The organism is Alcanivorax sp. 24 (assembly GCF_004360225.1).
Classification (GTDB): Bacteria; Pseudomonadota; Gammaproteobacteria; order Pseudomonadales; family Alcanivoracaceae; genus Alloalcanivorax; species Alloalcanivorax xiamenensis.
This window is the reverse complement of the sequence record NZ_SNUA01000002.1, coordinates 480,497-495,587: the sequence shown is the minus strand read 5'-3', so window position 1 is coordinate 495,587 and position 15,091 is coordinate 480,497. Positions and strand designations below refer to the sequence as shown.

At 64.4% G+C, this 15,091-nt stretch carries 15 protein-coding genes; 2 read left to right on the top strand and 13 right to left on the bottom strand.

What is annotated here, in order from left to right:
* Nucleotides 1-109: 109 nt before the first annotated feature.
* The 5 genes from E0L37_RS04745 to rpoE all read right to left on the bottom strand — a co-directional run bounded on the left by E0L37_RS04745 (nt 110) and on the right by rpoE (nt 4,285).
* Nucleotides 110-1,579: a DegQ family serine endoprotease gene (locus tag E0L37_RS04745; RefSeq protein ID WP_133490631.1), complete on the bottom strand. Its 1,470-nt coding sequence runs from the start codon at nt 1,577-1,579 to the stop codon at nt 110-112.
* 96 nt (nt 1,580-1,675) lie between these two features.
* Nucleotides 1,676-2,137, bottom strand: coding sequence for a SoxR reducing system RseC family protein (locus E0L37_RS04740; protein ID WP_133490630.1), 462 nt, complete (start codon nt 2,135-2,137; stop codon nt 1,676-1,678).
* A complete protein-coding gene (locus E0L37_RS04735; protein WP_133490629.1) occupies nt 2,134-3,111 on the bottom strand; it encodes a MucB/RseB C-terminal domain-containing protein in 978 nt (325 codons plus the stop codon). Before E0L37_RS04735 ends, E0L37_RS04740 begins: the two co-directional genes overlap by 4 nt.
* A 3-nt stretch (nt 3,112-3,114) precedes the next feature.
* Nucleotides 3,115-3,696, bottom strand: a complete 582-nt coding sequence (locus E0L37_RS04730) for a sigma-E factor negative regulatory protein (protein WP_133490628.1) — start codon at nt 3,694-3,696, stop codon at nt 3,115-3,117.
* Between the two features lie 4 nt (nt 3,697-3,700).
* Nucleotides 3,701-4,285: an RNA polymerase sigma factor RpoE gene (gene rpoE / locus E0L37_RS04725; RefSeq protein ID WP_133490627.1), complete on the bottom strand. Its 585-nt coding sequence runs from the start codon at nt 4,283-4,285 to the stop codon at nt 3,701-3,703.
* 369 nt (nt 4,286-4,654) lie between these two features.
* Between rpoE and nadB the strand changes: the two genes are divergently transcribed.
* A complete protein-coding gene (gene nadB, locus E0L37_RS04720) occupies nt 4,655-6,292 on the top strand; it encodes an L-aspartate oxidase (RefSeq protein WP_133490626.1) in 1,638 nt (545 codons plus the stop codon).
* On the opposite strand, the gene E0L37_RS04715 is transcribed toward nadB, so the two are convergent.
* Nucleotides 6,276-6,710 (bottom strand): hypothetical protein, encoded by a 435-nt coding sequence (locus E0L37_RS04715; protein ID WP_133490625.1) that lies wholly within the window; start codon nt 6,708-6,710, stop codon nt 6,276-6,278. The genes nadB and E0L37_RS04715 overlap by 17 nt on opposite strands.
* Entirely contained in the window at nt 6,670-6,927 is a 258-nt protein-coding gene (locus E0L37_RS04710; RefSeq protein WP_133490624.1) for a succinate dehydrogenase assembly factor 2, read from the bottom strand. Before E0L37_RS04710 ends, E0L37_RS04715 begins: the two co-directional genes overlap by 41 nt.
* A 126-nt stretch (nt 6,928-7,053) precedes the next feature.
* Here E0L37_RS04710 and E0L37_RS04705 point away from each other — a divergent pair, with 126 nt between their 5' ends.
* Entirely contained in the window at nt 7,054-8,001 is a 948-nt protein-coding gene (locus E0L37_RS04705) for a folate-binding protein YgfZ (RefSeq protein WP_133490623.1), read from the top strand.
* A 237-nt stretch (nt 8,002-8,238) separates the two neighbouring features.
* Here E0L37_RS04705 and E0L37_RS04700 read toward each other — a convergent pair whose 3' ends face one another.
* From E0L37_RS04700 to prfB, 6 genes are all read right to left on the bottom strand, one after another.
* Complete coding sequence (locus E0L37_RS04700) at nt 8,239-9,240, bottom strand: nitronate monooxygenase family protein (protein ID WP_133490622.1); 1,002 nt, start codon at nt 9,238-9,240, stop codon at nt 8,239-8,241.
* 207 nt (nt 9,241-9,447) lie between these two features.
* On the bottom strand, nt 9,448-10,560 hold the full coding sequence (locus E0L37_RS04695; RefSeq protein ID WP_133490621.1) for an enoyl-CoA hydratase/isomerase family protein: 1,113 nt from the start codon (nt 10,558-10,560) through the stop codon (nt 9,448-9,450).
* Nucleotides 10,561-10,676: 116 nt separating this feature from the next.
* Nucleotides 10,677-11,357, bottom strand: coding sequence for a uracil-DNA glycosylase (ung, locus tag E0L37_RS04690; RefSeq protein ID WP_133490620.1), 681 nt, complete (start codon nt 11,355-11,357; stop codon nt 10,677-10,679).
* The gene (locus E0L37_RS04685) at nt 11,350-12,018 is read right to left on the bottom strand and encodes a TetR/AcrR family transcriptional regulator (RefSeq protein WP_133490619.1); all 669 of its coding nucleotides are present in this window, start codon (nt 12,016-12,018) and stop codon (nt 11,350-11,352) included. Before E0L37_RS04685 ends, ung begins: the two co-directional genes overlap by 8 nt.
* 114 nt (nt 12,019-12,132) lie before the next feature.
* Nucleotides 12,133-13,629 carry a lysine--tRNA ligase gene (lysS, locus tag E0L37_RS04680; protein ID WP_133490618.1) on the bottom strand — a complete coding sequence of 499 codons (1,497 nt, stop codon included), beginning with the start codon at nt 13,627-13,629 and terminating at the stop codon, nt 12,133-12,135.
* A gap of 98 nt (nt 13,630-13,727) precedes the next feature.
* A protein-coding gene (gene prfB / locus E0L37_RS04675; protein WP_133490617.1) for a peptide chain release factor 2 occupies nt 13,728-14,847 on the bottom strand; the annotation gives its coding sequence in 2 pieces (ribosomal slippage) (nt 13,728-14,774 and nt 14,776-14,847; 1,119 coding nt in all).
* Nucleotides 14,848-15,091 lie beyond the last annotated feature (244 nt).

Here is a 15,091-nt window from a genome sequence, read left to right as displayed (position 1 = left end):
ATCGCCAAGGCCGGCTATTCAGCTTTGGCCTTGGCGTGCCGGCGTGTTTGCGTGTAAGCGTGCCAGCGAATGGTGGGACAGCAGTGGTCCCTGCACCGCGATGGTCACATCACTGCCCCAACTTGAGGGCGATGAACCGGGCGTTGCCGCCGCGATTGACCAGAGCCGGCACGGTGCCTTTCTCGGGCAGGTTCTTGACGATCTCCTGCAAGGTGTCGAGGTCCTTGACCGGCTGGTTGTTCAGCGACACCAGGATATCGCCATTACGGACACCGGCGGCGCGAGCCGGGCCCTCTTCCACCTTAGCGACGACGACACCGGATTCGGCCTTGGCGCGGGCCAGCTCGGCGGCACTGGCGTCACGCACCTGCAGGCCGAGCACGCCGCCCTGGGCGCTCTCGCTGCCACCACCAGCGGCGGCTTGGCGCGGATCCTCGGGCAATTGGCCCACGGTCACCGACAGGTCTTTCTCGCCGCCGTCACGCATCACCGTCAGATCCACCTCGCTGTCCGGTTTGATGGTACCGACCACCTTCGGCAGGTCGCCGGAACGCTCGATCTGGTGACCATCGAACTCGATGATCACGTCACCGGGCCGCAGGCCCGCGGCAGCGGCCGGAGAACCGTCCACCACCTGGGCCACCAGCGCGCCCATGGGCCGCTCCAGGCCGAAGGACTCGGCCAGATCCCGGTCCACTTCCTGAACCAGTACGCCGAGCCAGCCCCGGCTCACCTTGCCGGTGTCCTTGAGCTGTTCCACCACGTCCATGGCCATGTCCATGGGGATGGCGAAACTCAGCCCCATGTACCCGCCGGAGCGGCTGATGATCTGGGAATTGATGCCGACCACTTCGCCGTTCAGGTTGAACAACGGCCCGCCGCTGTTGCCCGGGTTGATGGCCACGTCGGTCTGGATGAACGGCACGTAGTTGTCCGACGGCAGGCTGCGCCCCTTGGCGCTGACGATGCCCGCGGTTACCGAGCTGTCGAAGCCGAACGGCGCGCCGATCGCCAGCACCCATTCGCCCACCCTGAGATCCTCGGAGGAACCAATATTGACCACCGGCAGGTCGGAGGCTTCCACCTTGAGCAGGGCCAGGTCGCTCTGCTCGTCGGCGCCCACCAGCTCCGCATCCAGTTCCCGGCGGTCCTGCAGGCGCACCACGATTTCGTCGGCGTCGGCGACCACGTGATTGTTGGTCAGCACATAGCCGTCGCTGGAGATGATGAAGCCGGAGCCCAGGGAGCGAACATCCTCCTGCTCCGGCATGCCGCCGCCGAATTCATCGAAGAAGCGGCGGAAGAATTCCGGCAGCTGCTCCATCTGCTGTTGCTGGTCGCTGGCGTCACGGTGGGTAACGGTACTGATGTTGACCACCGCCGGCCCCTCTTTCTCCACCAGCGCGGTGAAGTCCGGCAAGCCGGTGACCAGCGGCCGGGAAGACGGCTGCGCCTGGGTTGGCGCGGCCGCTTTGGGTTGTTCCGGCGGCGCCTCCTGTTGCTCGGAACCACCGCAGCCAGCGACCACCAGTCCCACCGCCAGCAGCGGCGGCAACAAATAGTGTTGAATCATTCCCATGGAAAGCTCCCTGTGCATCGATGGAGTCTCTTGCCACCCTTGAAGGGCTTCTCTACCCCAAACAAACTCCGGTCAGTGTGTCTTGTACTGACACCGCTATGGAGAAAGCATCCTGACCGCCCCTTCCTCCCGCGCCGGACAGCGGCGCAGGACCGTTGGCTGATACGCCCGGCCGCGATCACCGTGATCGCGCCAGCGATTGATGATGAAACCCAGCAGCAGGCCCAGCACCCCGAACAGCGCGGCGCCGTCGAACGGCAGCGGCAGGGCGCCGCCGAGCAGAGCGCCCGCGAACAGTAGAACCAAGGGTAAAGCGTAAACCCACAAAGCACCGCGCAACAAAGCGCCTTCGGGAATCCCCACCACCACTTCCTCGCCTTCCTGGAACGTATCGGGGGTGAGCACGCGAAGACGGGCCCGCTGCCCGCCGCTTTGATTGATCAGACGATGGCCGCAACCCTTGCGGGCCTGGCAGGCATCACAGACACCGGCCCGCACGGTCTCCACCCAGATCGCGCCGGGCTCCCGTGCCACCACGCGCCCGTGCTCCTCGATCATTGCGCCGTGGAGACCTGTATTGATTGCATGACCCGTTCGGCGGTGGGTTGGGGAATCTCACCGACCAGGGTCATAAGGAAGGTAACCGGGCCGTTCTGGGTGTGGCGGCTGATCGCCACGGTGGGCCCGACCCGGCTGACGCCCTCTTCCGGGCTGGCGCTATCGGTGGCTTCGGCGAACACGGTGAAGGTGGCGAGACCATCGCTGTAACTCTGTGCCGCCACCGGGTCCGCCACCGTGTCGACCCGGCGCCAGTCCTGATCCACGGCCTCGAAACCGCCGGGCAGCCACTGCGCCTCGATGACGAAGTTGCCGGGCCGGGAAGACGCCACGTTTTCCAGGGCCCGTTCGCTGTGGGTCTCGGGCACGTTGAAGTCCTCGGGCCGCAGCCCGGGATTCAGGTCCAGGGTGACGAATTCCACCCGCTCCAGCGCCAGGCCATTGCCGTCCACCATTTCCGACTTGAGCAGCAGCTTGCTTTCGCCATCCAGCCACAGCCGGTAACCGTAACGGTGGTTGTCCAGAGGCGCCACGCGCACGCGCAGGGTCGGGCGGCCGGCGACCCGGCCATCACCGTCGAGGAGAACGTTGTACTGGGAAGGGATCGCGCTGGCCAGCCGGTCCTGGAATTCCAGTGGGGAGCCATTGGCGTCGTCAATTCGGGTAAGGGTGCCGTTGGAATGCAGACAGACCAGTTCCGGTCCGCGCCTCAACACCTCCACCAGACGGCCATCGAGATGGGTCAGACGCTGATACTGGTGGCCATCGAAGATCGCATGGCTCACCTCCATGGTGCTCACTTCGGCCCCGAACTGATAGAGGAAACGGCCTTTATAGTTGAGTTGCCGGGATGCCTCGGACATGGATTGCAGCAGGGTTGCCGCGGGGGCTTCCTGGGCCGAGGCCGGCGGGGCGAGCAACAGCGCCGGCAGCGGCGCCATCAGGGTCAGGCCAAAAGCGAGGGTTCGCAGCATTCGTTAGCGTGCTCCGTTGCGGGCGTCCATGCTCACCAGGCGAGCATAGGGCATCATACCCTGACCGCTGTGGCGGGCGGCGAACTCACTGTGCCGCATTAGCATGGCGTTGACCCGCGGCTGGGCCGCGTTGACCTGCACCGGCACCGCGCCGGCACCGCCACGGGCGCTTTGCGACACCAGAGACAGATCACCGAACGGACGGCTCATACGCTGATCATTGGCGGCCAGGGTGTTTTGCGGCGCGCCGGGAGACATGGAAGAGCCGGAGGGCCCGCTCCAGTACTGCCAGCCCACCACGGTGGCCGCGGCCACGGAGGCGGCCACCGCCACCCGGGCGAAACCGCCCACCAGGCCGGACCGGCGCGCCGGCGCCGACTCCGCCGCCAGCGCCTCGGACAAACGCGCGTTAAAGGACGATGGCACCGGCCGAACCGCCTGACCATGCATCACATCACGGGTGAGTTGCCAACGGGCCAGCGTATCCAGACCCTTATCGTCCAGATCCCGCAGCACCCGCCGCGTCTCGAATTCATTGGTTTCACCGTCCAGCAGGGCGGACAACACTTCAAAGTCCCGTTTCATGACCTCACCCTTTGTCTCCACGTTGCGACCCTAGCAGGGGCCGCACCGCCTCGTCGATGGCTTCCCGAGCCCGGAAGATGCGCGAACGCACCGTTCCCACCGGGCATTCCATGACCGCGGCGATGTCCTCATAGCTGAGGCCCTCGAATTCACGCAGGGTCACGGCGGTCTTGAGTTCCTGGGGCAGTTCCTCGATGGCCCGGTGGATCACTGCCTCCAATTCCTCGGACAACACGTGGGACTCAGGGGTTCCAATCTCGTGCAGGATTTCCGCGCCACTGTACTGCTCCGCCTCGGCGGCATCCAGATCGGTGCCCGGAGGACGGCGCCCCTGGGCCACCAAATGGTTCTTGGCGGTATTGACCGCGATGCGGTAAAGCCAGGTATAGAAGGCACTGTCACCACGGAACCGCGGCAACGCGCGCCAGGCTTTGATGAAGGCTTCCTGGGCCACGTCCTGGACCTCGTCCTGGTCACGAACATAGCGGCTGATGAGAGCGAAAATACGCTGCTGATACTTTAGTACCAACACTTCGAAGGCGCGCTGATCACCATTTTTGGCTTTTTTGACCAACTGTTCGTCGGGCACCTAGCACTCCTTCGGGGTGGTCGTGGCAAGACGAGCGGCGACATCCCGTCGGCACGGCACGCGCGGCGCATACCGACCAGGCGCCGATGGCCCTGTTTTTCCCGTCGTGAGCTGGTGTTGCAGAAGCACTGTGCCCCCCGGAACGTCGCGATCTTCGCCTTGCCCTGGCCGTGCCGGAGCGGATTTGGCCCCCGCCAGCCAGGATTGAAGCGCGGTATTGTAACAGGAGTTGCCTGGACCGCTATACTGGCCTCCCTGAACATGGCCGGTTTTCACAATGGTTCAACAATTCACCTCCATAATGCGCCGCTTTGCGTACCGTCCCCGGTCACGGTGTCAAGCCGGCAGCGCGGATAACCGCGGATAGCTATGGCAACCTTTCATTACGACGTTCTGATCATCGGTTCCGGCGCCGCCGGCCTGACCGTGGCCCTGCGCCTGCCCGACGATGCCCGGGTGGCGCTGCTTTCCAAGGGCGAACTGACCCACGCCAGCACCTATTACGCCCAGGGCGGCGTGGCGGCGGTGCTGGATGAATCCGATTCCATGGACAGCCATGTCCAGGATACCCATGTGGCCGGCGCCGGCCTGTGCCACGACGACGCGGTGCGGTTCACGGTGGAAAACGGCCCGGAAGCGATCCGCTGGCTGATTGAACAGGGGGTGGATTTCACCCGCATGCCCGGCGGCCAGGACGCGCCCCTGCCCTACCATTTGACCCGCGAGGGCGGCCACAGCCACCGGCGCATTATCCACGCCGCCGACGCCACCGGCGTGGCGATTTCCAGCACGCTGATCGACCGCGTCAAGGAAAAGACCAACGTGGAACGGTTCGAACACCGGGTGGCGGTGGATCTGATCACCCAGGTGCACGATGGCGAGCGGCGCTGCTGCGGCGCCTATGTGCATGACATCCGCAGCGGTGAAACCGATGTCATTCTGGCCCGCTCGGTGGTGCTGGCCACCGGCGGCGCGTCCAAGGTGTACCTGTATACCTCCAATCCGGACGTGGCCACCGGCGACGGCATCGCCATGGCCTGGCGCGCCGGCTGCCGGGTGGCGAACATGGAATTCATGCAGTTCCACCCGACCTGCCTGTATCACCCCAAGGCCAAGAGCTTCCTGATCACCGAAGCGATCCGCGGCGAAGGCGGCAAATTGCTGCTGCCCAACGGCGAGCGTTTCATGCCGCGCTTCCACGAACTGGCCGAGCTGGCGCCCCGGGACGTGGTGGCCCGCGCCATCGACCATGAAATGAAACGCCTGGGCGCCGACTGTCTGTATCTGGACATCAGCCACAAGCCGGCGGACTTCATTATCGAGCACTTCCCCACCGTCTACGCCAAGTGCCTGCAACTGGGCCTGGACATCACCCGCGACCCGATCCCGGTGGTGCCGGCGGCCCATTACACCTGCGGCGGGGTGATGATCAACCAGAACGGCGAAACCGACCTGCCCGGCCTCTACGCGCTGGGCGAGACCAGTTTCACCGGTCTGCACGGCGCCAACCGCATGGCCAGCAACTCCCTGCTCGAATGCCTGGTGTACGGCCGCTCCGTGGCCCGCCACATCAGCGAGCACCTGCCCGGTCCGCCGCTGCCACGCGGCGCCGAGGAATGGGACGACAGCCTGGTCACCGACTCCGACGAGGACGTGGTGATCAGCCACAACTGGGACGAGCTGCGGCGCTTCATGTGGGACTACGTGGGCATCGTACGCACGGTGAAACGGCTGGAGCGGGCCCAGCACCGGGTGGACTTGCTGCGGAAGGAAATCAGTGAGTATTACAGCAACTACCACATCAGCAATGACCTGCTGGAGCTGCGCAACCTGGTGGTGATCGCCGACCTTATCATCCGTTCGGCGCTGCAACGCCGGGAAAGCCGGGGACTGCATTTCATGCGCGAGTTTCCCGGCCCCCAGGATCCGCCACGGGACAGCGTACTGGTGCCGGACAACAGCCCCTTGCACGAGGGCGCCCTTTCCCCGGTCAGCGCCGCCGATTGAGCCAGAGCACCTGGCGCAGCGGTGTAAGCGCCGCCTCCCCGGCCTGATCGGCGAAGATCCACACCCAGCCCCGGCCGGGGCAGCGCAACGCCAGCCAGGGCCCGGGCGTCCAGGCACGGAACGGCGCGGTCACGGTGACCCGGCGCTCTTCCAACCCCCGATCCTCCAGGCCCCTATTTCCCAACACCAGCGTCACCTCCGTGGCGGTCACCGCCACCGCCGTCACCACTGGCGGCCGCCATCGCCGCACCCCCCAGACCAACCCGGCCAACAGCAACGGCCACGCCCACACCGGCACCGCGCTGTGCCACAGTGCCAGCACGGCAATCAGAAGAGCAGCAAGACGCAGGCGGCGCGGCCAGCGTGAGGGGCGCAGTTCAAGACGGGGCGGAAACGAGGCCCAGGATGTGGTGGACATAGGCGCGTAACTCCGGGTCTTGCGGTTCCGAACGGGCGGTGAACCACTCCAGCATGTCGACGTCCGCGCATTCCAGCAGTTGCGGGAATAGCGCCCGGTTGGCCTCGCTATCCTGCTCGAAGTGGTGATCCAGATAGCCGTACAGCACCACCTCCACCTCGGAAGCGCCACGACGGCACTGCCAGCGATAACGACGTTTCAGATCGGCCAGCGACATGTCTTTCCCCAACGATTAAGCGAACCGCAATTGTATGTCAGCGGCTCGCCGGAGGGTATGGGCCATGGCTGACAGCACCCGGTGTAATTCCCTATCATGTGTGACCAGCCAATAACCGGGAACACTATGAGCGCTTGGTCCTCTTTGATCGCGGAACTCTCCCCCGCCAACGGCGGCGTGACCACACCGGCCTTCGCAATCTGCGACCATCTGGCGGTGGTGCGGGTGCGCGGCGAGGAAGCGGGAACCTATCTGCAAGGGCAGCTCACCTGCGACCTGAAACGGATCGACCAGGGCGAGCACCATGCCGCCATGCATCTGTCACTGAAAGGCCGCGGCCTGGTGAGCCTGCGCCTGGTCCGCGATGACCCGGGCTATTTGATTCTGTGTCCGGCGACCATGACCGAAGCGGTGATCCGCTGCCTGGAAAAATACCGTCTGCGCGCCAAAGTGACGTTCGAAGTGGCCGGGGACCTGCTGGTGGCCGGTCTGGCCGGAGCGCTGGAGCAAACCGGTCTGGCGTTGCCGGAACCCGGCCATGGCCGCCACGACGATGGCCTGACCCTGCTGCGCTATCCACTCACCGAGCAACTGCTGGCGATTGGCGACGCCGCCACGCTGGCCGGCCTGGACCGCGCCAATCGCACCGTGATCGATAGTGAAGGTTGGCGTTTTCTCGATATCGGCGCCGGCGAGGGACAGATTTATCCCGGCGCCGAGGACCTGTTCCTGCCACAAGTGCTCAATTACGACCTGCTCGGCGGCGTCAGCTTCAACAAGGGCTGCTATACCGGCCAGGAAGTGGTGGCGCGCATGCACTTCAAAGGCAAACTCAAACAACGCATGGCCGCTTTCACCCACCACGGCCCGCGCCTTTCCCCTGGCCAGCCCCTGCGCGACAGCAACGGCCGCGCCGTCGGCGAAGTCGTCGACAGCGCCCGCGGCATCCCCTCCCCGCGCCTGCTCGCGGTGGTGCGCCTGGACCATGAGGGGGAATTGTTCGCTGACGATCAGGCGCTGAACGTAACGCCGCTCGATTTGCCTTATGAGCTACCGAAACAAGCTGACAGTTGATAGTGGACAGTTGACAGCGAAAAGAAAAATGCGGAAGTGCAAACTCCATTTGCGCGCGCCATTCGCCAGCAGGCTGGCTCCCACAGATCATGCTACGAAACCGCTGTGGGAAGCTTGCTTGCAAGCGAATATTGCCAAACGCTGAAGCCCCCCCATTCGCTTGCAAGCAAGCTTCCCACAGCGGCTAAAGATCGGGCTTTTTCTGTTTTTTCGCTGTCAACTGTCCACTATCAACTGTCAACTGCTTCTCCATTCTTCTTCCAGCGTCCGTACCAGCTCCGCCACCGGCATCTCCCGGGAACGGTGCGCGCCGGTGCCGGCCCAGAGGCTTTTCCAGTCGGCGCCAGCGCCTTTGCGCAAGGGCGAGGTCAGGCGGTGCTGTTCCGGGTAGGGAGCGATGTCCCGGGGGGCGCGTTCGTCCATCCAGGCGTTGGCCAGGCCCCGTGCCCAGCGGCCGGAGACCGCGCGGGTGACGCCGGTGGCGTCGGGGCCCGCTTCGGCCAGCCGTTGTTTCCAGACTGACGCGGTGTCCGCTTCCGGGCAGCGCAGAAACGCCGTGCCCAATTGCGCGGCGGCGGCACCGGCGCGCATTACCCGCGCCATGTCGGCGCCGTCCATCAGGCCGCCAGCGGCGATCAACGGCAGCGACACCGCTTGCCGGCAGGCCGCCAGCAGATCATCCAGCGGCATGCCCGGCGCCAGCGGATCGACGCTGCCGCGATGACCACCGGCTTCCTCGCCCTGCAGCACCACCGCGTCAACGCCGTCCTCGGCCAGCGCTTGCGCCTCCGCCACACTGGTGGCGGTACCCACCAGGGCGATACCGCGCGCGCGGCAGGCGTCCATGCGGTCCTTGGGCAGACGGCCGAAGGTGTAGGAGAACACCGCCGGGCGCGTTTCCAGCACCGCTTCGAACTGCTCATCGAAGGACGGCAGCGGCGCGAACTGTTCCGGCATCGGTACATCGGCGGCGGCATAGCAAGCGCGCAGTGCCGCCTTTGCTTGCACCACTTGTTCGGCGTCCGGCGTTTGTGAGGGTGGAATAAACAGATTGATGGCGAACGCATCGCCACCGGCATCACGCACGCCACGCGCCGACTCCAGAATCACGGCGCCGCTCAAATAACCGGCGCCCACCGAACCGAGCGCTCCGGCACGGCTCGCCTCGGCGACGAAACGGGCACCACTGATACCACCGGCCATGGGCGCTTGAATCAAGTTGTAATGCTGGAAAGACATGCCTGGCTCCCTGCTTGGAACGAAGAAGGAACCTAACCCTAACGCCGCGCGGCGCGGGGCACCAGCACAACGCGGGCATACTCATTATCACTGGTATTTATGGGAAAGTGCGGACACGCTTGAACGCCGATTCGCTGGCAAGCCAGCTTCCCACGGACGGGGCTGCGACGCCGCCGCGGGAAGCTGGCTTGCCAGCGATTTTCGCCGCTAGGACCCCAAATCCGCCAGCGGATGCCGCGGCGCCGGGTTTTCGAAGAAGGCATCGATGTACCCCGCCGGCACATCATGAACACCGCGGTGGCGGAAACGGGGCTTGCCGTCCTTGTCGATCAGCAGCGCCCGTACGCCTTCACGGAAATCCGCGTGCAGCGCGCATTGCACCGACAGCGTCCATTCCATGCGGAACACGTCTTCAAGCGACAGATAACGCCCCCGGCGCAGTTGCTCCCACACCAGGAAAGCGGTTTGCGGGCAGCCGTTGGTGAGGTTGGCGCGAGCCTTGTCGAGCCAGCTGTCGCATTCTTTCGCCGCCAGCAGGGTGTCCACCACTTCCGGCAGATCCGCGCCGTCGCACCAGGTGTCGATGAGATTCCGCCGCGCGCTGACCGCGCCGTCCAGATGCAATGGATAATGGGCAGCGTCACGAAAGAAACGAAACAGCAGAGCGTGGTCGGCGGTGCGCTCACCGGTGAAGCTCTGGCCACCGAGATCGTCCAGCAGATGTTCCGCGTCCTGATCCAGGCAGCGGTCCGCCAGCCCCAGATTCAAGGCGTCGCGGGCATCGAAATGCACGCCAGTGAGTCCCAGGAACAAACCGGTACGCCCCGGCAGACGATTGAGGAACCAACTGGCGCCCACGTCCGGGTACAGACCGATGCTGATTTCCGGCATACCGAGCCGGCTGTTTGCCGTCACCAGCCGGAAGGTGCTGCCCTGCATCAGGCCCATGCCGCCACCCAACACCAGGCCATCGGCCCAGCAGATCACCGGCACCGGTGAGCGGTGCAGACGGTGGTCGAGCCGGTATTCGGCGGCGAAGTAAGCCTCCACTTCCGGATTACGGTTCTTGCCCGCGTGGCGCACCATGGCCCGGTGCAGGGCCACCACATCACCACCGGCGCAAAACGCCTTGTCACCGGCACCGTCCAGCCAGACCGCGACCACGTCATCACGGCGCTGCCAGTCGTCCAGCCGCCGGCTCAACGATTCGATCATGTCCAGGCTGAGCGCATTGAGGGCGGCGGGAGCGTTAAGGGTGGCGCGGCCGATCACATGGCCGGAGGCGGTGGGCAATTCCTGAAACAGAACGGTGTCGGTCATGCCGGCACGGGCTCCTTTTTCCGATAGAAATCCCGATCGAAAAAGAATCGATTGGAGAAACAATCGCCATAGCAAGTATCAAACCACGGAAAGCACCCGTGTGTTGCAAAAAGCCGTTAAAGGGCCCAGTCCACCGGCGTCTTGCCCTGTTGAATCAAATACTGGTTGGCGCGGGAAAAATGCCCGCAACCGAGAAAACCGCGGTGCGCCGACAGCGGCGACGGGTGCGGCGCGGTCAGCACACAGTGGCGCTGACGGTCGATCAGGCGTCCTTTCTTTTGCGCGTAACTGCCCCACAGCATGAACACCACGCCCTCACGCTCGCGGTTGATGTGGTCGATGGCCTGATCGGTGAATTCTTCCCAGCCCTGCTTTTGATGGGAGGCGGCCTGGCCGGCGCGCACGGTGAGCACCGCGTTGAGCAATAGCACGCCTTGCCGGGCCCAGGGCTCGAGATTGCCGTGATCCGGGGCGGGAATCCCCAGATCCCGTTCGATTTCCTTGAAAATATTGACCAGCGACGGCGGCACCCGCACGCCCGGCTGCACCGAGAAACACAGGCCGTGGGCCTGGCCCGGCCCGTGGTACGGGTCCTGGCCGAGGATCACCACCTTGACGTCCTCGAAGGGGGTGTCGTTGAAGGCCCGGAAGATGTCCGGGCCCGGCGGAAACACGGTCTCGCCTTTTTGCTTTTCCTCACGCAGGAACGCCTTCAGGCGCGCCATGTAATCCTTGTCGAACTCCGCTCCGAGAACGTTCATCCACCCCGGTTCCAGGGCGGCCTTGGCGTCAGACATGGGGTACCAACCTGTCCAGTAAATGTCGTGTCCGGTTACGCAGGGACGACTCATCCACCCATTCGGGGTGCGCCAGCAGCCGCACCTCGATGACCATGATCTGGCCGTGGATCAGTTCCGCGTCCAATTGCGGCTGGTCCGAGCCAAAGGCCCGGCAAGCCTCCACCAGAATATCGGTTTGCTGCTGCAAATAAAGATCCGCCAGCTTCCGCAGCCGCTGATCGAGGATGGCTTCCTGCAGGAACGCCTGCTCGGCGATCAGGTGCTCGCGCCGGTTCTGCAGCTCATCAAGGATAAAGCGCGTGGTCAGGTCCGCCAATTGGTCAATCAACTGGCTCCTTTGCGCCGCGTTGGTTACCGGCGCCCCGTCGAGCTGACGGATCAGCGCGAACGCCTGGTCCCGGAACGGCCCGATCACGTCGCTGAGGGCCCGTTCCGCGAACAAGGTGAAGGTATCCGCGATCAGGTCACCGATATCCTTGAAATAGTAGGTCGTGGCGGACAGCGGCACATCGGCCTCGCGCGCCACGGCCCGGTGCCTCACGGCGCGGATACCGTCGCGAACGATGATGGTCAGGGCAGCCTCGAGAATGGCGCGCCGGCGTTGCTCACTGCCGGCGCGGCGGGCCTTGCGGCCTTGGTATTGAATGGTCGTGGTCATGGGACGACTCGTTGTTCTGCTAATGATGGCCTCTCCAGCTTACCAGCCGGTGTAAGCTTAGTAAGGCCTCACTTTGCAACGCTTCGTGACCAGACTCGTCCGTCCCGCCAATTGTCAACGCCCCTGGGGCCGCATGTGCGGGAACAGGATCACATCCCGAATCGACGGCGAATCGGTGAACAACATCACCAGCCGGTCGATGCCGATGCCCTCACCGGCGGTGGGCGGCAGGCCGTGTTCCAGGGCGTTGATGTAGTCCTCGTCGAAGAACATGGCCTCGTCGTCGCCGGCTTCCTTTTCCGCCACCTGCTGCTTGAAGCGCTCAGCCTGGTCCTCGGCGTCGTTGAGCTCGGAGAAGCCATTGGCGATCTCGCGGCCGCCGACGAAGAACTCGAAACGCTCGGTGACGAACGGGTTGTCATCCCGGCGCCGGGCCAGCGGCGATACCTCGGTGGGGTAATCGGTGATGAAGGTGGGGTCCTTCAACCGGTGCTCCACGGTTTTCTCGAAGATCTCGATCTGCACCTTGCCCAGGCCCCAGATCGGCTTGAGCGGAATGCCCAACCCTTCGGCGATGCGGCGGGCGCCCTGCTCGTCGGCCAGCTCGGCGGCGTCCATATCCGGATTGAACTGGAGGATCGAGTCGAACACCGACAGCCGCGCGAACGGCTTGCCGAAATCATAGACCTCGCCCTGGTACGGGATCTCGGTGGTACCCAGCACGTCCCGCGCCAGGCTGCGCAGCATGTCCTCGGTGAGGTCCATGAGGTCCTGGTAGCCGGCGTAGGCCTGGTAGAACTCCAGCATGGTGAATTCCGGATTGTGCCGGGTGGAAAGGCCTTCGTTGCGAAAGTTGCGGTTGATCTCGAACACCTTCTCCAAGCCGCCCACCACCAGCCGCTTGAGGTACAGTTCCGGCGCGATGCGCAGGTACATGTCCAGGTCCAGGCTGTTGTGGTGGGTGATGAACGGCCGCGCCGTGGCGCCGCCGGGGATCACCTGCAGCATCGGCGTTTCCGCTTCGATGAAACCGTGCGCCACCAGATAGTTGCGGATACCGGCGACCACTTGCGAGCGGATCTGGAAGGCGCGGCGGCTGTCCTCGTTGACGATCAGGTCCACGTAACGCTGACGGTAACGGGCCTCGGTGTCGGTGAGGCCTTTGTGTTTTTCCGGCAACGGCCGCAGCGCCTTGGTGAGCAGACGGTAGTCGTCCATCATCACGTACAGGTCGCCCTTGCCGGATTTGCACAGCTTGCCGCGCACGCCGACGATGTCGCCCAAGTCCCAGTGCTTGGTGTCCTTCTGCACGTCCTTGCTGGCGTAGATCTGGATCCGCCCGGACATGTCCTGGAGCACCTTGAACGCCTTGCGGTCCAGCATCAGGCGGCCGGCCACCGCCACCTGGATGTCCTGCCCTTCCAGCTCTTCCTTGCTCAGCTCACCGTATTGCGCCTGCAGATCGGCGGCCAGCGCGTCGCGGCGGAAATCATTGGGAAAGGCGGCGCCCTCTTCCCGCCAGGCCGCCAGTTTGGCGCGGCGCTCGGCGATCAGGCGGTTTTCATCGGCCTGGGAGGCCGCGGCATTCTGGGAAATATCGTCATTACTCATAGCATTTCAGTTCCGATAAAGCGCCCGACGCTGGACGTCAGACGCCGGACGCTATTGTGGCTCAGCATCCGGCGTCTGGCGTCCGGCTTCAAGCGTTGTTACAACCCGCTTTTCAGGGACGCTTCGATAAAGCGGTCCAGGTCGCCGTCCAGCACCGCCTGGGTGTTGCGGTTCTCGACCCCGGTGCGCAAATCCTTGATGCGGGCGTCGTCCAGCACATAGGAGCGAATCTGGCTGCCCCAGCCGATATCCGACTTGGCGTTTTCCTGCGCCTGCTTGGCCGAATTGCGTTTCTGCATTTCCAGTTCGTAGAGTTTGGCCATCATCATCTTGGTGGCCTTGTCGCGGTTCTGGTGCTGGCTGCGTTCGGACTGGCACTGGGTCACCACGGTGTGCTCCTCGCCGGTGTCCGGATCGGTGAACACATAGGTCAGACGTACCGCCGAGTCGGTCCGGTTAACGTGCTGACCACCGGCGCCGGAGGCACGGTAGGTGTCGGTGCGCAACTTGCCGGGATCGATTTCGATGTCGATGTTGTCGTCCACTTCCGGCGCCACGAACACCGAGCTGAACGAGGTGTGACGGCGGCCACCGGAATCGAACGGGCTCTTGCGCACCAGCCGGTGCACGCCGGTTTCGGTACGCAGCCAGCCGTAGGCATAGGGCCCCTCGAAACGCACCGTGGCGGATTTGATGCCGGCCACGTCGCCGGCGGAGGCTTCTTCCAGGGAGGTCTTGAAACCGTGGGCCTCGCCCCAGCGCAGGTACATGCGCAGCAGCATTTCCGCCCAGTCCTGGGCCTCGGTGCCGCCGGACCCGGCCTGGATGTCCAGATAGGCGTTGCTGGTGTCCATCTCGCCGGAGAACATACGGCGGAATTCCAGATCGGCCACCTGCCGTTCAAGCCGCTCCAGGTCCGCTTCCACTTCCTGGACGGTGGCCTCGTCACCCTCTTCCACCGCCAGTTCCAGCAGGTCACCGGTGTCGGCGATGCCCTGAGTGGCCTCATCGAGGGTCTTCACCACCAACTCCAGTTGCGCCCGCTCCTTGCCCAGGGCCTGGGCCCGCTCCGGCTCATTCCACACGTCCGGGGTGGCCAGTTCCCTTTCTACTTCGACCAGTCGTTCGCTTTTTACAGCGTAGTCAAAGATACCCCCTAAGCGCTTCCACGCGCTCGGACAGGTCGGAAAGGTGCGTACGCAGCGGATTGACTTCCATAAGGCGTCTACTCGAATCGTCTCAAATGAATGGGGAAAGGCGGGGATTTTAGCGGTTTGTGGGGCGACTGACGAGGGGCACGCTTACACGCAACACGCCGGCACGCCATACTTGCCGGCCCCGGGGCCTGTTGGAAAGGCCGGATTACCCGGGAAAGTGAATCACCATGATGCCTACCATCAGCCGGGCTCCTGTCTTTGCGTGCCAGCGTGCCAGCGTGTTGCGTGTTGCGTGTTGCGTGTTG